Genomic DNA, 20,950 nt, shown 5'->3' on the forward strand with positions numbered 1-20,950 from the left:
AATCGGCCTATCTCTCTCGCATTGTGAAAACCAGGTCATTGGCTTGTGCAACATCAAGCGCAAAATTCATTGATCACTTCCCTAAGAGGGTGGAGACAAAACAAAGAAAGACCTATTCTTCCTAAAGTGAACATGGAGATGCAGTCATGGGGAAGATGGGAAGGCCCTTGGCCATAGACGAGGAGCATCACGCGCAGTTGCGGGAACTGGTGAGAAGCCATCCGAACGCGACGATGAGGGAGTTGGCCCAAGGCCTTGCCGAGCAAGGCGGCCCCAAGGTCAGCACAGTCACGCTGGCGGCGGCTTTGCGCCGCGCTGGATTGAAGCGAGTTGCGCAACCCAGCGCTGTACTCTATGCAAAGCCCAGTGAGCCCGCGCATTACGGCTACACAACTACGCGGCGCAGCTCGGCTACCTGGCGGGATGGAAGGACCTGTATCAGTCCGGGGTCGGGGCCACAGGCTATCTAGCCGCTCCTTCGCCGAGGCTCAAGTTCCGCGACCGGTTAGCCACTGACGTCTTTCCTTTCAACCCGCATGTTCTCGTTGTCGCTGGCGGCATCAATGACACCGATTATCCCAAGGACCAACTGCGTGCGGAGGCGACCGCCGTGTTCGACGCCATAGCAAAGAATCTGCCGAACACCGTCATCTTTGTACTCGGCCCGTGGTCGCCGGGCTCTCCGCGCACGGACCAGCGGGACGCCATCAAGGCGGCGGTTGGCACGCGCGCCAACTTCTATTTCATCGATAACGTGGCCCAGCAGTGGCAAACCGGGACAGGCAATGTTGCCGATCCGAAGCGCGACGGGAATGGTGACCTGTACGTATCGGACGATGGCACCCATCCCTCGGCCGCTGGCCATATCTATCTGGCAGGCAAAGTTGCGGATGCGGTGAAGCAGGTATTGAACACGTTCTGACGTCACCCCGCTGTACGCATGAAGCTGAAAGCCGCGCAACGCGCGGCTTTCAGCTTTTCCGCCATAGCATGGCGTGGCTGGGCCAGATGCACTTCAGCAACGAGCTAGGGGCGCTTTCTTCCTATCTCGTGTTGATATTCAGGACGCCACGCTGCCAGGCGCCACCCGCTCCAATCCAGCGTAATTGCCACGCAGCGCGACATACTTGCCGTTCACTTCAGCAGCCTGCTAGGGCGGCGGCGCCCGCAATTTCGTCCATACTGAGTGAAAGCTCAAGTCCAGCTACAGGCCGCGAGTCTAGCAGGATGGGGCGAGCTATCGTGCCGCGTGGCCCGTGCGACACATTGCTCTTTCCCGAGTAAGGAGGCGCATCATGTTTCCCGAATTTGATCTGCCGTGGGTAGAGCCTGCGGTGCATCTGTGCGCGGAATGGGCGCGGCATGGGTTGCGAGATGCGCTGCTGCCCGCCTTGCCCGCCGCCATCTGGGACGTCTGGCGCGACGAAACGGCACCCGAAGCGAAGCGACTGATCTATCGCCAAGTCCTCAAAGGTTTATGCGAGGGACTGGGGTTCCTCCTGAACGTGGCAGATCAACCCATCGCTGTCAAATACCACTTGCTCTTTGACCTGCCTGGATCCTGGGCGCCCCCGATTGCGGACGTTGACACCATCCTTCCCCTATTTCAGCGGCAGGCCTACCAGTGGGCGGCGGACGTTGTGGCATACATTGTCGGGCTGCGGCTCAAGCCGATTCACGTCTTCTATGGCACGCAGGACGCGACGACACTCCGCCTGGAAAGCCTGATTCGCAATGCCATCTACTCGGAAATGCTGCGCCAGCCGGCGGCAGCTTGGCGGCTGACGGGGTATTTCCGCGCGGCAGTGTTCGCCCTGATGACCGATCCCGTTGTGGATTTGCCGCAGGCGGTCGAGCATGCCACTGCGTTGCCAACAGAGGGGCAACTGGAGGTCGCACTGAGGACGCGCGTAAGGTTGCCGCACATGAAGGTGCAGACCAACAAGCAGTCCTCTGACGCCCAGGCTGGCGACCGCCGAGAAACGGGTACGCCGAAGCTGCCGGAATTATTGTCTGAGCTGAACCGTACGGCCATGAGCGGATCGAGTTCTTTCACAGTCATCCATCCATTGCGAGCCAGTTGTCGGCCGTCTTCCCATCCGGCGCCAGTATCGGTGAGCCCGACGCTCGTTGTTCGGCTGTGACGAGGTAATAGCCAATCGCATGTACCCTGCACGGTGAGCCGGCCACGCCCCACGGTGGTGGTGAAGAGTGCAGACGGCCTGTGTGAGAAATGCTGCCTGTTCACCTGCTTCGATTACCGGTTCCGTAACATCCATGGCTTCATAAAAATGGAACGGCAGAGGAATGGGCGGTGGGTATCGAACCTGCTGCGCCCGGTATCCTTCTTCGCGCGGCTGATCTGGAATCTTCGCTTGCGAATCTACCGGGACAAGTTGAACTAGCCGGAGGGGCCGGGACTTGGAGATTGTTTCATCGACGTGAAACATCCAAACCGGATCGGCGCGCGCAGGAGAAGTTTCACCCAAAGCACCATGGCGGCCCCCCCGTGTAAGATTGGAATATCGTTCATCCGTCCGGGTTATTCCTTTTCTCATGAGCACCACAATCAAACACGTGAGCGACGCGACCTTCGAGGCTGACGTCCTGCAGGCAGATAGGCCGGTCTTGGTCGACTTCTGGGCGGAATGGTGTGGGCCCTGCCGAATGGTCGCCCCCGTTCTGGAGCAGATCGCAAAAGAGCAGGCGGACACGCTGTTGGTCGCCAAGGTAGACGTCGACGTGAACAAAGACGTGTCCGCAAGGTTTGGCATTCGTGGCATCCCGGCTCTGATCCTCTTCAAGAATGGAAAGATTGTCGGGCAGAAGGTGGGGGCGCTGAGTAAGTCCAAAATGGAGGCCTTCCTTGGCATGCATGTCTAGCCACGCCGCGGCACCCCCGATAGTTCGCAAGCTCCAGGGCCCAACGCGGACGGACATTAAAAACAATTGCTCCATGGCGTGGGCGCTGTCACGTTGTTGCAGACGGACGCAATGTCGGCAAGGGAGGGCTATTGATCAGAAGGTGGCATACGGATTTTGGGTAACACCAGTGAAAGAGACATCTCCCAGACCACCGATTGCTTAGGCGATTAAACAGTGATGGCAAGACGGTCAGACCGTGGTCGGCAGAAACCTGATATGCAACACGAGCGTGAGGTTCGCAGCCTTGATAAGGTGCCGACCAGCGGATTCCATCAGGGACGGCAGGCATGGGCCTGACACGATTGAGACTTGCATAAATGCTGACATCACCACAACTCAGCCTGCTTCCAGCGCGCGGCAATGATGTTGGCGCGTTGCTGTGAGCATGAGCGGCGTTCGTGATGGCGAATCTGTGAGATTTGATCAAGAACGATGAGGGAAGCCGGAGTGCTTCCCTCAGGGACCGTGCACGCATGGCGCTGAGAGAAGATGTCGCCTTTATTGTGTCCAGCTCGCCAGTGTGTCATGTGCTGCTACAGACGCCAGCGTTCTTTAGCCTGTTGCGCCGGATCGACGAAGACCTGACGCAAGCCGTTCGGGAGAATGGCTGTTGCCATTGTGGTCAGCCGCTTCATCGCGCAGACTATCCGCGCAAACCGCGTGGATGCCCGCCGGCGGCACTTCCGGACTGCTGCGCGCGCCTGAGCCTGTGCTGCGCCGATTGCCGCAAACGCACGACACCGGGCTCGGTGCGGTTCCTGGGCTGGCGGGTCTATCTGGCCATCATCCTGGTGCTGCGATCGAGCCGTACCCACGGCTCCAGCATCGAGGCACTGCCGAATGTCAGTTGGATCACCCTCAAGCGCTGGCGACTCTGGTGGGCCGATACCATTCCTTCGACCAGTTTCGCAGGGGCCGGTACCTGGCCGATTCTGGCATCGGCGAGCCATCTGACGGTAAGCGGCCCACGCCCCCCGAGGACAGCGCGCGCGGTCCAGGCCGCGGCGGCAGCGAGTTCCAGGTCGCCCCAGATGGCGGCTCGGACCTACGACGCCCGTCAGAAAGCCCTCCGCGACAAAACCATCCATGCGGCGCGCCGAAGACACCTGCGCGAAGCGTCGCGACAAGGGTCGCCGCGCAGGCAATCTGTTAGCATAGAAGGCAGCCCGATTGCGCGCCAGTTCGTTTCTTCACGCGCGTCTTTAACTGGCCGTCCTCACCGGCCTGACGTAGCCTCGCTACGAGGCCGCGCGCCCGATCCGGGTCGCGCACGCGACCCGCGCCAGAGGAGACAGCGCCATGGAAGATACCCTCCAGAATACGTTCGATGGCCCCGCGTTCACCATCAAGCAGTTCTGCCATCACTACCGCATTTCGCGGACCGGGTACTACCGCCTGATGGAACGCGGGCTCGCGCCAAAGGCAACGCTCATCGTCGACACCGCGCGCATCCTTCACCGGGACAGAATGCAGTGGGAAGCCAGCCTGCGCCATGTGGCCCGCACCCGCCTCGGCCTTTCGGATGACCCGGATCCCCCCGCAACCTAAAGCCTTTCGACGCATGCCGGCCCGCCGCCAGTGCCCGGCGCCGCTACGCCGGGACTCTCTGTGCCATTGCATCCCCATGCCCCCGATGATTCCGGCGACCACCGGCCTTCGGGCTAGAGAGGCATGGCGACCCTTTAGCAGTAAATTTGTTAGTCGCGCTGCAAGTAAGCCAACAACTCCGCGACGTATGCGTTCGGCGTGGGCCGAAATGGTGAAATAATGCTATCAAGGCGTAGACGTTGTGGTCAAGGGCGCGATCCGACCAGTCAGCCCTGCACCAACGTCGAACAACTGATGTGGCGTTTTTGGGATCGGCATCAACGGGTGAGAAGCTAGGTCATGGCGACGTCACGCCAATGTCGCCGAAAATGTAATAAAGTGTTTCAAACAAAACTTGCAGACAAGACCTTGAACGTCGAAACCCCATCTGAATTTGGAATCGACACGCTGCGCGTGGAGTTCCGGAGTGCAGAAACGGAACTTGCCTTCCAGCGTCACCATCTGGACCGCAGTCGGTTGTCACTACGCCTAACACTGTTTTTCTGTTCCGCTTTCTACGTGGCCTTTGCCATGACGGATGTGGTTGCTCTGGGATATGGGCATGTGGCATTGATGCTGTTTGTTGGCCGCACGCTCGTCGCGATCACGGCAATCTTGGGCTGGTTCCTGATCCGCGAACAGCCCGAACCCATAGCGGGTCTCTGGTTTGTGGCAAGTGCCGCTGAAGTGGTCGGGATGGCAACATTCATGCTCATCGTCTGGTTCCGCCCGCACGAGATCACATTGCATGCAATGTCCCTATGCATCATGTTGATCGTCGTCTACGTCTTCATCCCCAATCGGCTGATCATCGCGCAGGGAATTGCCATTGCGACCACGGCGGCTTTCATTCTGATCGCCTTGGACAAGGGAAATCTGACACCTTCTGACGCACTGACCATGTCAATGCTCTTGCTGCTTGCCAACAGCTTCGGACTTGTGGCCGCCCGTCGCTACCATCGGCTGTGGCGCGATGAATACCGTGTCCTGATGGACCTGAAGCATCTGTCGGTACGCGACCATCTCACCGGGTGCTACAACCGACGCCATCTGCATGACACGCTTCTGCCAATGGAAATTGCGAGGGCTCGGCGGTATAAACATTGGTTGACCTTTGTGGTATGCGACATAGATCACTTCAAGTCGATCAACGACGCCTATGGGCACCAGACTGGTGACGCCGTACTCCAACACATTTCGACGGTGCTACGGGCAATGACCCGCGACCACGTTGACAGCGTGGTGCGCTATGGCGGCGAAGAGTTCCTTCTGGTCTTATCGCAAACCGATCTTGACGGTGCCTTGTACGTTGCGGAACGGCTACGTGCGACGATTGCGGATAGCCCGACGCATGATGGTCCCAGTCGAGGCATCGCAACCACGGCCAGCTTTGGTGTATTGGCCGTCGATTTTTCGGTTGCCGGGAGTGATGTGACAGAAGGGGCCTTGATCGCTGCCGCCGATGCTTTGCTCTATGAGGCCAAAGCGGCTGGCCGCAACAGTATCCGATACCGCGAATGGTCCGACGAATCAGCGGTGCGGGACGTGGATTCTTTTCCGCAAATGACATTTGATTTGGTGGCGTCGGACAGGTAAGGGTGGATCGTTCTGCGGTCGTCGCAACGATCCAAGTTGCCGGGTCAAGCCTGCCCGGACTGCCTGATCCTGTCAGGCGCTAATCGCAGTCCGAGAAATCGTCTTGCAACTGGCGGACTGCCTGCATGGTTGTGGGATCGCCGGAGAGAAGCGCGGCCAACTGCGCTGCGATGCACAGAATTGCGGCACAAAATCCCGTTTAATCCTGACATTAGAACTTCTTAGATCAAGGCAAAATGCCCTTGTAGTACCTGCTACCCGCGCCACACCCCGGCATCGCGGGCGTTTTTTTGCCTGTCAGGCCCGTTCAGGTTCGGTAGCTTTGCCGCCATCCGGGTGATGCCAGTGGGAAACATTATGAGCAGCCTGTTCGCACCCTAAACGCTTCCCACCGGCTTCCCCGCTATTCGGCAAACAGGTCCGGGCCGAACACTTCATAGTGGATGCGTGCTTCACGGATGCCCAATTCCTTCAGCGCGTCGTGCTGCAACCGCATGAACGGGATCGGTCCGCAGATGTAATAGTCGGCATCGGGCAGCAGGATCGCATCCTTGATCGCCTTAACATCGACAAGCCCTGCGTGATCGTAGTCCCGGCCCACGACATCCTGCGGCAGCGGGTCGTCGTAGAACACGATCGCATCGAGATTGGCATACGTCTTGGCGGCTTCACGCAGCCGGTCACGCATGGCGTGCACCCCGCTGTTTCGCGCACCATGCACAAATACCACTTGTCGCTGCGGGTCCTGTATGGCCTTTTTGAGCATGCTGACCATCGGGGTCAGCCCCACGCCGCCGCTGATCAGGACAATGGGTGTCTTGGCGTTGACATCGATATGGAAGCTGCCGTAGGGTGCCGCCAGCTTCACCTCGTCTCCGACATTGACGTGATCATGCAACAGGCACGATACATACCCCGGTGGCTGCGTACCACCGCTTTCGCGCTTCACTGAGATTCGATAGCTACGTCCATTGGGCATATCCGACAGGCTGTACTGGCGAATCTGCTGCAAACCTAGTGCTGGCACTTCGACGGCAATGCTGATGTATTGGCCGGGTTCAAAGTTCACCACCGCCCCACCATCTGCAGGTTCAAGGATGAACGATGTGATCACATTGCTTTCGGGCCGCTTCTCACGCACGACGAAGGTACGCCAGCCGGTCCAGCCGCCCAACTGCGCGGCGGACCGCTCATACAACCCGCTTTCCATGCCCATCAGCACGTCGGCCAGATTCCCGTAGGCTTGTGCCCATGCCGAAATGATCTCGTCGGTTGCTGCACTGCCCAACACTTCCTTGATGGCGGCCAACAGATGTTCCCCGACGATGGGATATTGCTCGGGCCGAACACCGAGACTCGCATGCTTGTTGGCAATGTTTTTCAGCACCGCCATCAGACTGCTTGGGTCCTCGATATTCTCCGCATAGGCGTAGACCGCACGTGCCAGTGCCTGCTGTTGCTGGCCCTGTTCCTGATGGGCCATGTTGAACACATTATTCAGTTCAGGATGCGCTTCGAACATGCGCTTATAGAAGCACTTGATGATGTCGTTACCATGTTCGGCCAAAACCGGTGCAGTGGCCTTCACGATGTCCTTCGTCTTCTGGGTCAGCATTGCTGGACTCCTTTTACAAAAGGGGGTTTGTTCGGTTGATCAAGTCAAGGTGGCGACGTGCCACATTGCCTACCCATGGCTGCGCCATCTGCTGTGGCGGCATAATATGTCATGTCGTGACATATTACAGCGGATCGTCGTGATCGGCCCAGACTGGAGTACCGATCATCGACTCAGACATTGCATTACAGTCCGAAGCGCGTCGGCGTCGACGCTACCCTGGACGCTCACCGTGCCGCGCACCAGTTCGATGCGAATGACACCGCGTCACAGCGTTGCTCGGCGGACTAGCCAATTCTGAAGCCGCCGTCGGATCCGTAACGACTACCGGCACCAGCGTGGTCAGCTCCGCCGAACCAGGTATGAGGCGGACTTCCCGTAGCATCTTGCGCCACCCGAAGACGACATTGGCGTTGATCCCGTTCTCACGCGCCACTACCGCAACCGAAGCACCGGGAACGCGAGTCTGTTCGAGTACAGCCAGCTTGAAATCTAGCGGGTAGCATCGTCGAGGCGCGCCCTTGCGTATCAAGGCCGCCGGATGACCAGCTTGATGAATTGGCGGGATAGTGTCCATGATCGCCTATCGCGGGCACGATCCAGTCACATGCCCATCACGACGAATGGTCGGTCAACTGCAGCGATCGCGTCTACGCGGTCGGCGTCGGACGCTTACGCTTCAGGCTTAGTCGAGAATTGGGTACGCGTGGGCAGGCCGCCTGCTCGACGGCACGCAGCACAATGGCTTTCCCGTGAGAACGACGTGACCTCAGTCGAAACTCAGGAACACATCAATGGCCTTACGGCCGTAGTCCAGCGCCGCTTGCTCGGCCGCCGCTCGCGTGAAATAGTCGCTGTGATCGTTGGCCGGTCCGTAGACCAAATCGTCGTCAGGTTCAGGCGTCTGGCGGATTCCCAAGAGAAAGCCCCACGGTCGCCCGAACGCACTACGGAAGACCAGGTGATGGTGGCCCTTGCAAGCCAACTGCGCACCGCACGTGGGGCAAACGCTGGTCCGGGCAACCACCTCGGCAACCTGTGCCACGACCGTCGTGCGCTGCAGCCGGCTCAACATGACTTGGCTTCCGCCAAGTGCAGACCCAGCGAGCCGGCATCAAGGCCTTCTCGCTCGAATTGCGCGTTCTCGGTCACGGTGGCTGGCGTGTCACCCTCGGTATCCACAACGACTTGCAAACTGATCCGCATGGCGACCTCCCGCGCATGTCCGGGCAGCCAGTCTATGCCAAGATCTCTTGCAAGCGATCATTGGCGGTCCGACGGTCGAAGCGCCGATCCAGCCAAACCAGCCATTCGTCGACCTCGTCGCGTAACTCGTCCACCACGATTGGACCCTCGCGCAGCGACTCGATCCACTCGACAAACTCGTATTCGCTACGCTCTTCCTTGCTTCCAGATACCCCTCGATCCCGCCGATGTCCTCTGGCGGGCAAGGCCCGCAACCCGCCACGCAGCGTGGCAGTGGCGCAGGCTGCTGCCGCAGCAAACGCCGCTCGACGCGTGTATCGTGGCGCCACCACGCGTTGAAGTCGTATACATAGATAAAGCCTTCGTGCTCCCGCAGACCAAACTCCGTCAGAGCCAGCTCGTTTGCCACCGTGGAAAATTGCAGGACGCCCTCGTGGGCTTCGCCGTAACGCCTGCCACGAACGGTGAACTGGTGCGGGTGTTCGTCCGTCCACCCCATGACTACCTGGATGACATTGTGCAATTGCGCGAGCGTGAAGTGCTCGGGAACGAGGACGCGCCGCCAAACCGGCGGGCTCAAGCCTCGCAGGCTGATTCGCAACTGGAGGACGGAGATCGCCGGTTGAGGATCGAAGGACATGGGCACATTGCAGGTGGCTCATTATGCTCTTGCGTGAAGAGTGATCTCAGCCCCCGCTTTGGCGCGCTCTCCAACACCGGCGCGGCCGCGGAATGACAGTTAGCGGGAGCAGTTATTCCCTACGGCTTCGCATTGCACCCGCGGCGCACCTTGACGGCCTCGCTGAGCATGTCCAGTACTGCCACCGAGTCCTCCCATCCGATACAGGCATCGGTAATGCTCTGTCCGTATGTCAATGCGGACGGATTGTGCTCGCCCGGGTTGAATTTCTGCGCACCGGGGACCAGGTGGCTCTCGACCATGACCCCGAAGATGGATCGATTGCCGCTGCTGATCTGTTGCGCCACATCGCGCGCGACATCGACCTGCCGCTGGTGCTGCTTGTTGCTGTTGGCATGGCTGAAATCCACCATCAGTAAGCTGTCCAGCCCGGCCGCTTCCAATTGCCTGCAGGCGGCCGCCACGGACTCCACATCGTAGTTGGGGGCCTTGCCGCCGCGCAGGATGACATGGCAATCCGGGTTGCCCTTGGTATGTACCGTCGCCACCTGCCCGTTCTTGTGCACCCCCAGGAAGTGGTGTGGTCGAGAAGCGGCCTGGATCGCGTCGATGGCAATCTTGATATTCCCGTCAGTGCCGTTCTTGAAGCCGATTGGCGCCGACAGACCCGAAGCCAACTCGCGGTGCACCTGGCTTTCCGTGGTGCGGGCACCAATCGCGCCCCAGCAGATCAGGTCGCCGATGTACTGCGGTGAAATCACGTCCAGCAACTCGCCGGCCGCCGGCAAGCCAAGGCGATTGATCTCAACCAACAGGCTGCGCGCGATGCGCAGGCCCTCGTCGATGCGATAGCTCTCATCCAGATAGGGGTCGTTGATCAACCCTTTCCAACCGACGGTGGTGCGGGGCTTCTCGAAATACACACGCATCACGATCTCAAGCGACTCGGCATGCCGCTGCCGCTGCGCCATCAACAGCCGCGCGTACTCCAGCGCCGCCTGCGGATCGTGGATCGAGCACGGCCCCATGATCACAAGCAGCCGGTCGTCCTCGCCATGCTGGATGCGTGCGATGCGCTGGCGCGTCTGCGTGACCAGCGATTCGACGGCCGTGTTGCGGATGGGGAAGAAACGGATCAGGTGTTCTGGCGGAGGCAGCGGAATGATGTCGTCGACGCGGGCGTCGTCCGTCACGCTGGTGCGATCCGGCGGCGCTTGCCAACCCTCGGCGATGGTGGGGGGAGATTTTTGTGGGTCATTCATGGCTAGCTCTTGGAACGGAGAAAAAACCGCCGGGATATGCCGGCGGGCCCGGGTCGGGGGNCGGTCCAGGTTCGGTGGCGCCGCTTCCATCCATGCTCGGCACCTTGCTCCGCCGGTGCGGTGCGAGCGCCGGCCGAAGGAATCGAAACAGGATGAGCCGATCGGAAATCCTGCACCATCGGAACGGTAGGCGTCAAGCACGAAGCTGCATAGCTGAGACCTTCCGAACATCCCGCCCATGCGTTCATCGCCCGCGTGTGCAGCGGGGCAGACTGCTTACGGCTCGGAACGCGCCTCCCTGCCCGCCAAGGCCTCGATACATCGATCACGGACGCTTGCCGGCGCGGGTGCGGATCGTCCGGATTGCTTGTCAACCCACACCCAGACCGCGGTTGCCGTAACGAAATGGATGTCGGGGTGGGACGCGTCACGTAGCTCGAAGCAAAGGTCGACACTGCTCCTGCCAATCCGAGTGCAATGCACCGAGACACGCAGTGTTGCGGGATAGCCGATCGGCACATGGAACGTGCAGCCGACATTGGCGACCACCGGCATCAGTTCCGGGACCTCGGTCGCGGTCCCCAGCACGCTCGTCCACTGCATCCTGGCCTCTTCCGCAAAGCGGAGAACGAGCACGTTATTGACCCGCCCGTCGGCATCCAGATCGCTCCAGCGCACTGGCACGTCAACGATATGGAGAGCGGGTCCTGCGGTTGGCCTTGTACTGTGCATGGACGCCGCTCCTCAAACGGTTCCGCCAGCGCGCAGGGCGAGAATGTCCGAAGGCGAGAAGCCAATTGACGCGAGCACCTCGTCGGTATGCTCGCCGCGCACCGGTGCCGAACTGCGCATTTGCGGCGGCGTGCGGGTCAGCTTGAACGGCTGCCCGACCACATTGATGGGTCCGAGCGTGGGGTGCGTCAGCGGCTGCGCGACTTCGAGGTGCTTCACCTGGGGATCGTCGAAAACCTTGTCCATGGTGTTGATGGGTCCGGCGGCGACGCTTCCCTGCTCGAAGATTTCAAGCCAGGCTGCCGAAGTCCGCGCACGCGTCCTGTTCGACAGCTCGGCATTCAACGCCTTGCGATGTATCGAGCGCGAGGCTTCGGTAGAGAATTCGGGCGTCTCCCACAGATCGGAAGCTTGCATCGTATCGCAAAGCCGCTTGAACATGGCCTGCTCCCCCGCTGCAATGGTGATGTAGCCATCGGCAGTCGGGTATACACCGGTCGGGATGGAGGTCGGGTGGTCGTTGCCCGGCTGGTCAGGGATTTCCTGGTGAAAAAGCCACCGGGCAGCCTGGAAGTCCTGCAGTGCAAGCATCGATTGCAATAATGAAACCTGCACCCACTGGCCCTCCCCTGACCTCTCGCGCTCAAGCAGCGCAGTCATGACGCCCAGCGCGCAATACAGCCCCGCGGCCATGTCCGAAACAGCGATACCGACGCGGGTCGGGCCGTTCTCGGGATAGCCGTTCATCGACATCATCCCGCCCATCCCCTGGATGATATGATCGAACCCCGGGCGCTTGACATAGGGGCCATCCTGCCCGAAGCCCGAGATGCTGGCATACACGATCCTCGGATTGACCTTCTTCAGCGACTCGTAGTCAACGCCAAGCCGGAACTTGACGTCGGGCCGGAAGTTCTCCGCCACCACGTCGGCCTCGGTGACGAGTTTCTGTAGCACCTCCCGCCCGCGCGAATCCTTCAGGTTCAGGGTAATCGAGCGCTTGTTGCGGTGCAGGTTCTGGAAGTCAGCGCCGTCACGCAAGCCGCCCCAGCCGTCGCTTTGCTCAAGGTGTTCCGGCGTTTCGATCTTGATCACGTCGGCACCCCAGTCGGCAAACTGCCGCATCGCCGTCGGACCTGCCCGCACCCGCGTAAGGTCCAATACCTTGTACGCCGCCAGGGGACCTTTTTTCTCCGTCACTTGAGACATGGATTCACTCCCCTTTGAAGTCGGGCTTGCGTTTCTCGGCGAAGGCAGCGCGGCCTTCCAGGTAGTCCTGGCTGGCATAGCATGCATCGATCATCCGCTGCGCTGCGGCCATGTCACGCACGGACTCCGGCTTCTCCAGTTCCAGGAATGCGTGCTTGATGGCCTTCAGCGTCAGGGGCGCATTGGTGGCTACCGTCCTGGCATAGTCGATCGTGCGGGATTCCAGTTCCGAGGCAGGCACCACCTCGTGGACCAATCCGGTCCGCAGCGCCTCATGCGCGTCGTAGCGGCGCGCGGAGAAGAACAGATCGCGCGCCTGTGCTGGACCGATCAGGCGGTTGAGGCGGATCTGGCCCTGGTAGCCGTAGCCCAGGCCCAGGCGCGCCGCGGGAATCGCAAACACAGCGTCATCCGCGGCGATGCGGATGTCGCAGCTCGATGCATAGTCGAGCCCGCCGCCCATACAATAGCCGCGGATCATTGCGATCGTCGGCTTGGAGCATTGGTACACTGAGTTATACGACTTCTCGTTCAGTTGGTGATACGCCTGGTTCTGCGCGGCATCGGTGCGAACCTTGCCGAAGGCCGAGATATTGGAGCCGGCCGCGAAGGCCCGCTCTCCCATGCCGGCCACGATGACCACCCGGACTTCCGGATCCTCATCATGGGCGGCCATGATCCCGGGGATCGCGGCGGACATCTCCATCGAGATCGCGTTCATCGCCTTCGGGTCGTTGAAGAGTACCCAGCCTATGCCGTCGGCCTTGCGTGAAATCATCTGTTCAATCGGGCTCATGTCGGTTCAGGTTTGATTGTTGTGCGCTTACTCGGCGTTCAGGTGCGCAGATGCCACCAGGCCGCTCCACTTGGATCGTTCCGAAGCAACGAAGGCGGCGACGTCGCTCAGCGACCCGCCCACCGGCCGCACGCCAAGCTCTTTCCACTTCGCTGCGAGGCCCCGGTCGTTGACCACCGCATCGATGTCCCGATTCAGCTTCGCCGCAACCTCAGGCGGGGTTCCTGCCGGCACGGCGATGGTGAACCAGGCGCCAAACTGGTAGTCAGGCACGCCCGACTCCGCAACGGTCGGCACGCCGGGCAGGCTATCGAAACGCTGCTTCGACGTGAGCGCGATGGGACGCAGTTGTCCCGATTGGATGAAGGGGAGCACGGTAGGAAGGTTCTCGAACATCAGCTGGGTCTGGTTTCCGATCAGATCGGTCAGCGCTGCGCCACTCCCCTTGTAGGCAATGTGTCTGATATCCACCTTGGTGATCGACTTGAACAGCTCCGCGGCAAGGTGCGTGGAAGATCCATTGCCGGCGGAGCCGAAGAACAACCCACCCGGGCGGGCTCTGGCCAGCGAGATCACGTCATTGACAGACTTGGCCGTCACTGCCGTATTGACGACGAGGACGTTAGGAAACTCTCCGATGATGCTGATCGGCGTGAGCGCGGTAGACGGGTCGTAGCGCAGGTTGGGGAAGATCGAATACGCAGCATGCACGCCGCTCGTGCCCAACAACAGCGTGTACCCGTCCGGCCGCGACCTGGCGACCGCTTCCGCACCGATATGGCCGCTGGCGCCTGCGCGGTTCTCGACGACGACCGGCTGGCCGACTTTCTCTGCGAGCCGTTGCCCGACAATGCGCGCCAGCAGGTCAGCGGAGCCTCCCGCCACAAAGGGCACCACCAACCGGATGGGCTTGGATGGATACGAATCCGCCCATGCCGATGTTGTCAGCCACGTAAAAAAGAAAGCAAAGCCGAAGAACTTCAGTAGATGCTTCATGGTTTAGCCTCTATTCGTATCGAACTGAATTCGCTGGCTACCTGCTGGCAGCCAGCAGGCAGCCTTGTCGCCGCTCAACTCACGCCGCGGATGCCAACGCCTCCGTTGCCATGGCCGCGGCAGGCTGGATTCCCGCCGGCGGCAGCTCGACGATCAGGCTGCCCGAGCCATCCACGACGAGGCTCGCGCCCACCGGCAGCACCAGCGTGGTCGACGCCTCCTGCACCAGGGCTGGCCCATCGACCCGGGTCCCTGCTTCCAGGCCGTCGCGTTCATACACCGGCACTTCTTCATAGCGGCCCCGTGCGCCGACCCAGACACCTCGCGCAGTCATTGCCTTGGCCCGGCCCTGCGCAGTTGCGGAGGCATCCAGCGGTGCGCTCTGCGCCGTGGCGCTCACCGCCACGCGGACGTTGACGACTTCGATCTCGCCCTTCGGCGGCACCTGGCCGAAGGTGTTGCGGTACGCCGCGTGAAAGGCCGTCACGATGGAAGCCGACGCGCCTTCTGTGTACGGGCCCGCCACCAGCGGCGTCACCACTTCGAAGCCCTGCCCGACGAAGCGAAGATCGGCGGATCGTTCGATGCGCAGCGTCGCACCCGGGAGAGTTTCCTGGACCACGGCCTGCGCATCGGCTTCAAGCGCCGCATACACCGCTTCAAGTTCCGCCCAATCCATCTGCGAGAAGCGGCGAGGGAACGTCGCGACGCGGTCCACACGCGCCGGCGCCATCAGCAGTCCAAGTGCCGACGCCACGCCCGCGCTCGGGGGGCAGATCGCCCGCGGGGTGCCGAGCCGGCGGGCAACCTCAAGTCCGTGCAACGGGCCACCGCCGCCGGTCAGTAGCAGCGCGAAGCGGTTCGCGACGTGTCCACGCTCGGCCACGTGGACCCGCGCCGCCGCGGCCATGTTCTCGTTGACGACAGAGTAAATGCCCCAGGCGAACTCAGGCACGGTGATGCCGGCTTCCGCCGCAAGTGGTGTAATCGCCGCCTTCGCCTTCTCCACATCCAGTTGCATGGTGCCACCCGCGAAGCCAGCCGGGTCAAGGTAGCCCAATACGAGATTGGCGTCCGTGACCGTGGGCTGGGTGCCGCCGCGGCCGTAGCAGGCCGGACCCGGGGTAGAGGCGGCACTATCGGGGCCGACCTTCAGCAGCCCGAGGGAATCGAGACGCGCGATACTGCCGCCGCCCGCCCCGATCTCAATGAGTTCGATGGTCGAGATCGAGATCGGCAAGCCGCTTCCTTCGGTAAGGCGCTTTTCGCGGCAAGCCTCGAACTGATGCGCGATCAACGGCTTCGCCTCGTCGACGATGGCGAGCTTGGCGGTGGTGCCTCCCATGTCGAACGCCAGGACATCCGGGATCGACGCCCCTTCACCGAAGAACGCGCCAGCCAGTGCGCCGGCGGCCGGCCCCGATTCGAGCAACTGGATCGGCACGCGCTTGGCTTCCGCTATATGGGTAAGGCCGCCATTGGACAGCATCATGAACAGCGGCGCCTGGATGCCGAACTCGTCGATCTCGCGCGCCGCGAGATCGAGATAGCCATCGGCAAGGGGCTTGACATAGGCGTTGGCAACCGTCGTTACCGTGCGTTCGTATTCCCGGATCTGCGGCGAGACTTCCGACGAGATCGACACGAAGAGCTGAGGATAGGCCTCCGCGATCAATGCGCGGGCGCGTTCTTCATGGGCGCGGTTTGCATAGGCGTGCAGGAATACAATGGCAACCGAACTGACACCGGCATCGACCAGTACGCCGGCCGCCCGAAGCACAGCCTTCTCGTCCAGTGCGATCTCGATCTCGCCGTCGGCACCGATGCGCTCGCTAACTTCCATTCGCAGCCGTCGTGGGACCAACGGTCGAGGCAGTTCAATCTTCAGGTCGTAAAGCTCGTATTTGTGTTCGCGCGCCATCTCGAGCGTGTCGCGAAACCCCGCGGTCGTGATCAGGCCTGTTACAGCGCCCTTGCGCTCGATCAGTGCGTTGGTGAACAGCGTGGTGGCGTGGATGACCCGCCCGACATCGGCCGGCTGCAGCGACTCACGGGCGAACAGGTGGCGCAGGCCGGCAATGACGCCGCGGTTCGGCGCCTCGGGCGTGGTTAGTTCCTTGTGCGAGACAACCCGTCCGGAGGCATGGTGGAAGACAACGATGTCCGTGAACGTGCCACCGATGTCGATGCCCAGCGAAAGCGTAGATGTGGTCATGGATCTGTCTGGAATAGTTGGTTGGAGCGTGGTCTGCGTGCTGGCTGCTTCAGGAAGCGGCTGCAACGTATTCATCCAGTGCGTCAGCCTCTCGGGCCGCAGCGCAGCGCTGCGCTGCCGGGCCGTATCCGCCACCACCGGGCGTCTTCATCTCGACCACGCCGCCCGGCCGGATGATCTGCTGCAGCTTAGCGTTGCACGGCTCGCCGTCGATCAGCACTTGCCCCGGCGCGCCATCGCCGCCGCCGCCCAGTCCCTTCGCGGCCGCCTCTGGTCGGGTCCGCTCGGCCATGAAGCTCACCGTCATGGGGCTGGCCGACCGGTTCTCGAAGCGGATCTCCTGGCCGGTGCCACCGCGGTGGCGTCCGACACCACCGCCGTCCTGGCGCAGGCGCCGGTGGTGGACCCGGATCGGCAGCAGTTGTTCGATGGTCTCGACCGGCGTCGACGAGATATTGCTCGGCCAGGAAAGGACATTGATGCCATCGCGGCCTTGCGCTGCGCCGTAGCCGCCGTTCATGAAGAACATATTGGCGTAGGTGCTGCCGTCGTCGCGCTGGCCCGACACGTTGGCGCACCAGAGCGGCGAGCCGACACCCGCGATGACGCGCTCCGGCATCGCCTCCGCGAAGGCAGCCATCACCATTACTGGCAGCATATGACCCACCAGAGCGCGGGCGCCGCCGGCCGCGGGCGGCAGCGCGTTCAGGATGGAGCCCGGCGGCGCCGTGACCTCGATCGGCGCGATCACGCCTTCGTTGCCCGCCACGTCCGGCAACAATGCGGTACGCACGCCGTAGCACGTGTAGGCCTTGGTGTAGGCCATGCAGACGTTGATCGAGGCAGCCACCTGCGGATCGGTGCCGTTGTAGTCGACCGAGATGGCCCCGTCCTTGACGGTCATGGTCATCTCGAGCCGGATCGGTTGCGCCAGGCCATCGGTGATTGCGCTGCTGTGATACACGCCTTCCGGGATTTTCCGGATCGCGTCCCGCATTGCTTTTTCCGAGCGGGACTGGATTTCCCTGGCGACATCATCCAGCGTGGTCAGGTTCTGGGCTTCCAGCAGCGAGAGCACACGCCGCTCCATCAGGTTCAACGCGTTGAGCTGCGCGTAGAGGTCACCCATCACCATCTCGGGCTCGCGCACGTTCTTGCGCAGGATGCGTTCGAAGGTGGGATCGATCTCGCCGCGGCGCATCACTTTCATGATCGGAATCTGCAGCCCTTCTTCGTAGACGGTACGCGCATCAGCCGAACGGATGCGGCCGCCGATGTCGGGGGCATGGGCCACTGAGCCGGCCCAGGCGACGATCCGCCCCTGCAGGAAGATCGGCTTGGCGACGGTAATGTCCGGCAGGTGACCGGTGCCCAGCCAGATATCATTTGTGATCAGCACATCGCCGGGGTACAGGTCGTCCTCGGCAACTTCGGCGATGAAATGCCGGATCGTCTGCGGCGCGGTGTTCAGGAAGGAAGGGATGCTGTGCGTGGCCTGCGCCATCGAGTACCCCCGGCTGTCGGTGAGGACGCAGGCATAGTCATTGGATTCACGCACGTTGATCGAGAAGGACGTCCGGACCATCGCAACCGCAGCTTCATCCGCGATCGAGATGAGCTGTGTCCACAGCAGTTCCAGCGTGATGGCATCAAGGGGAGAGGTCTTCATGGGTCGTTGGAGGTCGCGTTGGGTACGACTGCATTCTGTGGAACGAGCCCATACCTGCATAATATTTTCTCTGGGGTACACTATTCCGAAACGACATACATCCGATGCCCCACAGCGGTGAGGTTCAGGCGCTCGTTTCACCATGCGTGTGCACAAGGCAAGGCTTTATGGACGACGACGACGATATTTCCTTTTCTCCGGCGCTGAAACATCGCCACATTGAGGCATTTCGCGCGGTAATGATTCGCGGTACGACGACCGAAGCGGCGCTGATGCTTCACGCTTCGCAGCCCGTTATCAGCAAACTAATCGCGCGTTTCCAGGCAACCAGCGGCCTGAAGCTGTTTGAACTGCATAAAGGGCGACTTGTACCAACGCCGGAAGCCCGCGTGCTGTTCAATGCGATCGAGCGCAGCTACATCGGCCTGGAGCAGATTGGCCAGACCATCGCCGAGCTGCGCGGTACGCACAGCGGGCGAATCCAGGTCGGCTGCCTGCCTTCGCTAGGCATGGGCACGCTCCCGGAAATCGTCAAGGCGTTCATGGACCGGCATTCAGGTGTGGAGGTCGTGATCGAAACGGTTGCCTCCTCGCTGGTCAAGGAAGGCGTAGCCTCCGGGCGGCTTGACCTTGGCATCACCTCGATGCGGATCGATACCGCGGGCACGGACGTGGAAGCGCTTGCGCGGGTCAACGCAGTGGCTGTCATGTCGCGGACCCATCCGCTCGCCAGGAAGCGCTCGATCCGCGTCGAGGATCTCGATGGCTGTCAGTTTCTGGCGGCCGGCCGCCCCGACGACATGCACGCCAGCATGCTCGCGCTCTTCGCCAAGCATGGCGTCAACCCCAAGATTGTCTCGGAAACCACCTACGCACTGACCACCTGCATGCTGGCATTGCACGGGGCCGGCATCGGCGTTGTCTCTCCGTTTGTGGTACCGGACCTCAAGAAGCTCGGGCTGGTGGTCAAGCAGTTCTATCCGCGCGTGCCGGTGGAGTTGGCGGTGCTAACGCCCAAGGACATGCCGATCTCGCGCCTGAGCGACGCCTTCCTGCAGACGCTGCGCAAGTCCCTGAAAGCCGTGAAGGAGGAGTGAATGCCCTATGCCCAAGTGGAATAGCCTGGTCGCGTAAAAGCATTTGTGCGACATGGGCGGAGTCCAGAGAATGCATGGCAACGCTAAGCGAGTCGGCATCGCGTCGAGCAGCACCGGACGCGCGGACGCACCGCCTGGCCAGCCAACCAAGTTCATTCACTGGAGACCTCAGATCATGACTCCGCTTGAGCGTAGATTCGCCAACCTGCTGACGGACCATGCACCCGGCCAGGAAGCCCGTTACGCACCGCGCGCCCTCGACGACGCCATGCGTAGCGAAATCCTTCCCGGGACGCCAGTCGACTTTTCGCACGGTGATGTCAATGCCAACGCCTTTGCGCCGACGCCTGGCGCCCTGGACGCGTTTGTCACAGGCGTGGCTCGCGGCGGCGAGCAGGCTTACACCGAATATCGCGGGTCCGCTGAGATCCGGGACCTGCTTGCGGGCCGGCTGGCGTCATTCACCGGCGCGCCGGTCTCCGCGGAGAGCGAGTTGATCATCACGCCTGGTACCCAATGCGCCCTGTTTCTCTCAGTCGCGGCGACTGTCGCGCCCGGCGACAAGGTTGCAATCGTACGTCCGGACTACTTCGCGAACCGCAAGCTGGTGGATTTCATGGGCGGCGAGGCGGTTCCGATCGAGCTTGACTATATCGACGCCAGCGGTGGTGCCGGGATCCGGCTCGAACAACTGGAAGCGGCCTTCCGTGCCGGCGTCAAGACCTTCGTCTTTTCCAATCCCAACAACCCGGCCGGGGTGGTCTACGCACAGCAGGAGATCGACCGGATTGCAGCGCTGGCGGACCAGTACGGCGCCACGGTGATCGTCGACCAGCTTTACTCCCGCCTGCTCTACTCGGCAAATGAATATGTGCATCTTCGCGCAAGGCAGGTGAATTCCGACAACGTGCTGACCATCATGGGCCCCTCCAAGACCGAGTCGCTGAGCGGCTATCGCCTTGGTGTCGCATTCGGATCCGCCCGCCTGATCGACCGCATGGAGAAGGTGCAGGCGATCGTGGCACTCCGGGCGCCGGGATACTGCCAGGCCGTGCTTCGCTCGTGGTTCGCTGAACCCCATGGGTGGATGGAAGAGCGAATCCGGCACCACCAAGCCATCCGGGACGATCTGCTGCGCGTATTTCGTTCCGTCGATGGCTTAGCGATCAGGACGCCCCAGGCAGGCAGCTACCTGTTCCCCCGCCTTCCGGCCCTGAGTGTTTCGCTGCATAACTTCGTGCACACGCTGCGCCTGCAGGCCGGTGTCACGGTAACCCCGGGGACCGAGTTCAGCCCGACGGCGACCGACAGCGTCCGCCTGAACTTCTCACAGAATCATGAGGCTGCCGTCGAAGCGGCGAAACGCATGGCTCAGATGATCCAACGCTATCGACTGTAAAGAGGA

18 protein-coding genes are annotated in these 20,950 nt (G+C 61.6%); 7 read left to right on the forward strand and 11 right to left on the reverse strand.

The window, feature by feature from the left end; genetic code table 11:
• Nucleotides 1-433: 433 nt before the first annotated feature.
• The 5 genes from CF70_RS22890 (at nt 434) to CF70_RS22910 (ending at nt 6,108) form a co-directional block, all read left to right on the forward strand.
• Nucleotides 434-922: an SGNH/GDSL hydrolase family protein gene (locus CF70_RS22890; protein WP_235185174.1), complete on the forward strand. Its 489-nt coding sequence runs from the start codon at nt 434-436 to the stop codon at nt 920-922.
• A 373-nt stretch (nt 923-1,295) separates the two neighbouring features.
• On the forward strand, nt 1,296-2,144 hold the full coding sequence (locus CF70_RS22895) for a hypothetical protein (protein ID WP_035870174.1): 849 nt from the start codon (nt 1,296-1,298) through the stop codon (nt 2,142-2,144).
• Between the two features lie 412 nt (nt 2,145-2,556).
• Complete coding sequence (trxA, locus tag CF70_RS22900; protein ID WP_035870177.1) at nt 2,557-2,883, forward strand: thioredoxin; 327 nt, start codon at nt 2,557-2,559, stop codon at nt 2,881-2,883.
• A gap of 1,341 nt (nt 2,884-4,224) precedes the next feature.
• Nucleotides 4,225-4,473, forward strand: coding sequence for a hypothetical protein (locus CF70_RS22905; protein ID WP_035870178.1), 249 nt, complete (start codon nt 4,225-4,227; stop codon nt 4,471-4,473).
• Nucleotides 4,474-4,881: 408 nt separating this feature from the next.
• Nucleotides 4,882-6,108, forward strand: coding sequence for a GGDEF domain-containing protein (locus CF70_RS22910; protein ID WP_235185170.1), 1,227 nt, complete (start codon nt 4,882-4,884; stop codon nt 6,106-6,108).
• Nucleotides 6,109-6,511: 403 nt separating this feature from the next.
• On the opposite strand, the gene hmpA is transcribed toward CF70_RS22910, so the two are convergent.
• The 11 genes from hmpA to CF70_RS22960 all read right to left on the reverse strand — a co-directional run bounded on the left by hmpA (nt 6,512) and on the right by CF70_RS22960 (nt 18,592).
• Complete coding sequence (gene hmpA / locus CF70_RS22915; RefSeq protein ID WP_035870179.1) at nt 6,512-7,723, reverse strand: NO-inducible flavohemoprotein; 1,212 nt, start codon at nt 7,721-7,723, stop codon at nt 6,512-6,514.
• Between the two features lie 214 nt (nt 7,724-7,937).
• Nucleotides 7,938-8,300 (reverse strand): transposase, encoded by a 363-nt coding sequence (locus CF70_RS39060; protein ID WP_081862305.1) that lies wholly within the window; start codon nt 8,298-8,300, stop codon nt 7,938-7,940.
• Between the two features lie 192 nt (nt 8,301-8,492).
• A complete protein-coding gene (locus CF70_RS22920; protein WP_035870180.1) occupies nt 8,493-8,798 on the reverse strand; it encodes a hypothetical protein in 306 nt (101 codons plus the stop codon).
• A 90-nt stretch (nt 8,799-8,888) separates the two neighbouring features.
• Complete coding sequence (locus CF70_RS39065; protein WP_081862306.1) at nt 8,889-9,569, reverse strand: plasmid pRiA4b ORF-3 family protein; 681 nt, start codon at nt 9,567-9,569, stop codon at nt 8,889-8,891.
• A 119-nt stretch (nt 9,570-9,688) separates the two neighbouring features.
• Nucleotides 9,689-10,831 carry a 3-deoxy-7-phosphoheptulonate synthase gene (locus tag CF70_RS22930; protein WP_035870182.1) on the reverse strand — a complete coding sequence of 381 codons (1,143 nt, stop codon included), beginning with the start codon at nt 10,829-10,831 and terminating at the stop codon, nt 9,689-9,691.
• Between the two features lie 276 nt (nt 10,832-11,107).
• Nucleotides 11,108-11,563: an acyl-CoA thioesterase gene (locus CF70_RS22935; protein ID WP_051648819.1), complete on the reverse strand. Its 456-nt coding sequence runs from the start codon at nt 11,561-11,563 to the stop codon at nt 11,108-11,110.
• Nucleotides 11,564-11,575: 12 nt separating this feature from the next.
• Nucleotides 11,576-12,772 (reverse strand): CaiB/BaiF CoA transferase family protein, encoded by a 1,197-nt coding sequence (locus tag CF70_RS22940; protein ID WP_035870183.1) that lies wholly within the window; start codon nt 12,770-12,772, stop codon nt 11,576-11,578.
• Nucleotides 12,773-12,776: 4 nt separating this feature from the next.
• Complete coding sequence (locus tag CF70_RS22945) at nt 12,777-13,568, reverse strand: enoyl-CoA hydratase (RefSeq protein ID WP_035870184.1); 792 nt, start codon at nt 13,566-13,568, stop codon at nt 12,777-12,779.
• 27 nt (nt 13,569-13,595) lie between these two features.
• Nucleotides 13,596-14,564, reverse strand: coding sequence for a Bug family tripartite tricarboxylate transporter substrate binding protein (locus tag CF70_RS22950; protein ID WP_051648821.1), 969 nt, complete (start codon nt 14,562-14,564; stop codon nt 13,596-13,598).
• A 79-nt stretch (nt 14,565-14,643) separates the two neighbouring features.
• Nucleotides 14,644-16,779 (reverse strand): hydantoinase/oxoprolinase family protein, encoded by a 2,136-nt coding sequence (locus tag CF70_RS22955; protein ID WP_063830492.1) that lies wholly within the window; start codon nt 16,777-16,779, stop codon nt 14,644-14,646.
• A gap of 49 nt (nt 16,780-16,828) precedes the next feature.
• On the reverse strand, nt 16,829-18,592 hold the full coding sequence (locus CF70_RS22960) for a hydantoinase B/oxoprolinase family protein (protein ID WP_152561888.1): 1,764 nt from the start codon (nt 18,590-18,592) through the stop codon (nt 16,829-16,831).
• A gap of 23 nt (nt 18,593-18,615) precedes the next feature.
• Here CF70_RS22960 and CF70_RS36205 point away from each other — a divergent pair, with 23 nt between their 5' ends.
• The gene (locus tag CF70_RS36205; RefSeq protein WP_051648823.1) at nt 18,616-19,545 is read left to right on the forward strand and encodes a LysR substrate-binding domain-containing protein; all 930 of its coding nucleotides are present in this window, start codon (nt 18,616-18,618) and stop codon (nt 19,543-19,545) included.
• Between the two features lie 52 nt (nt 19,546-19,597).
• Nucleotides 19,598-20,944, forward strand: coding sequence for a pyridoxal phosphate-dependent aminotransferase (locus tag CF70_RS22970; RefSeq protein ID WP_235185172.1), 1,347 nt, complete (start codon nt 19,598-19,600; stop codon nt 20,942-20,944).
• Nucleotides 20,945-20,950: the final 6 nt, after the last annotated feature.

The sequence above is a fragment of the Cupriavidus sp. SK-3 genome, from assembly GCF_000611145.1.
GTDB lineage: Bacteria > Pseudomonadota > Gammaproteobacteria > Burkholderiales > Burkholderiaceae > Cupriavidus.

Bases quoted from the DNA above. Each gene is read 5' to 3' on its own strand.
- CF70_RS39060 (WP_081862305.1), bottom strand. From the start codon at position 8,300: ATGGACACTATCCCGCCAATTCATCAAGCTGGTCATCCGGCGGCCTTG.
- trxA (WP_035870177.1), top strand. From the start codon at position 2,557: ATGAGCACCACAATCAAACACGTGAGCGACGCGACCTTCGAGGCTGAC.
- hmpA (WP_035870179.1), bottom strand. From the start codon at position 7,723: ATGCTGACCCAGAAGACGAAGGACATCGTGAAGGCCACTGCACCGGTT.
- CF70_RS22960 (WP_152561888.1), bottom strand. From the start codon at position 18,592: ATGGTGAAACGAGCGCCTGAACCTCACCGCTGTGGGGCATCGGATGTA.
- CF70_RS22895 (WP_035870174.1), top strand. From the start codon at position 1,296: ATGTTTCCCGAATTTGATCTGCCGTGGGTAGAGCCTGCGGTGCATCTG.
- CF70_RS22930 (WP_035870182.1), bottom strand. From the start codon at position 10,831: ATGAATGACCCACAAAAATCTCCCCCCACCATCGCCGAGGGTTGGCAA.
- CF70_RS22935 (WP_051648819.1), bottom strand. From the start codon at position 11,563: ATGCACAGTACAAGGCCAACCGCAGGACCCGCTCTCCATATCGTTGAC.
- CF70_RS22940 (WP_035870183.1), bottom strand. From the start codon at position 12,772: ATGTCTCAAGTGACGGAGAAAAAAGGTCCCCTGGCGGCGTACAAGGTA.
- CF70_RS39065 (WP_081862306.1), bottom strand. From the start codon at position 9,569: ATGTCCTTCGATCCTCAACCGGCGATCTCCGTCCTCCAGTTGCGAATC.
- CF70_RS22955 (WP_063830492.1), bottom strand. From the start codon at position 16,779: ATGACCACATCTACGCTTTCGCTGGGCATCGACATCGGTGGCACGTTC.
- CF70_RS22920 (WP_035870180.1), bottom strand. From the start codon at position 8,798: ATGTTGAGCCGGCTGCAGCGCACGACGGTCGTGGCACAGGTTGCCGAG.
- CF70_RS36205 (WP_051648823.1), top strand. From the start codon at position 18,616: ATGGACGACGACGACGATATTTCCTTTTCTCCGGCGCTGAAACATCGC.
- CF70_RS22950 (WP_051648821.1), bottom strand. From the start codon at position 14,564: ATGAAGCATCTACTGAAGTTCTTCGGCTTTGCTTTCTTTTTTACGTGG.
- CF70_RS22945 (WP_035870184.1), bottom strand. From the start codon at position 13,568: ATGAGCCCGATTGAACAGATGATTTCACGCAAGGCCGACGGCATAGGC.
- CF70_RS22905 (WP_035870178.1), top strand. From the start codon at position 4,225: ATGGAAGATACCCTCCAGAATACGTTCGATGGCCCCGCGTTCACCATC.
- CF70_RS22970 (WP_235185172.1), top strand. From the start codon at position 19,598: ATGGGCGGAGTCCAGAGAATGCATGGCAACGCTAAGCGAGTCGGCATC.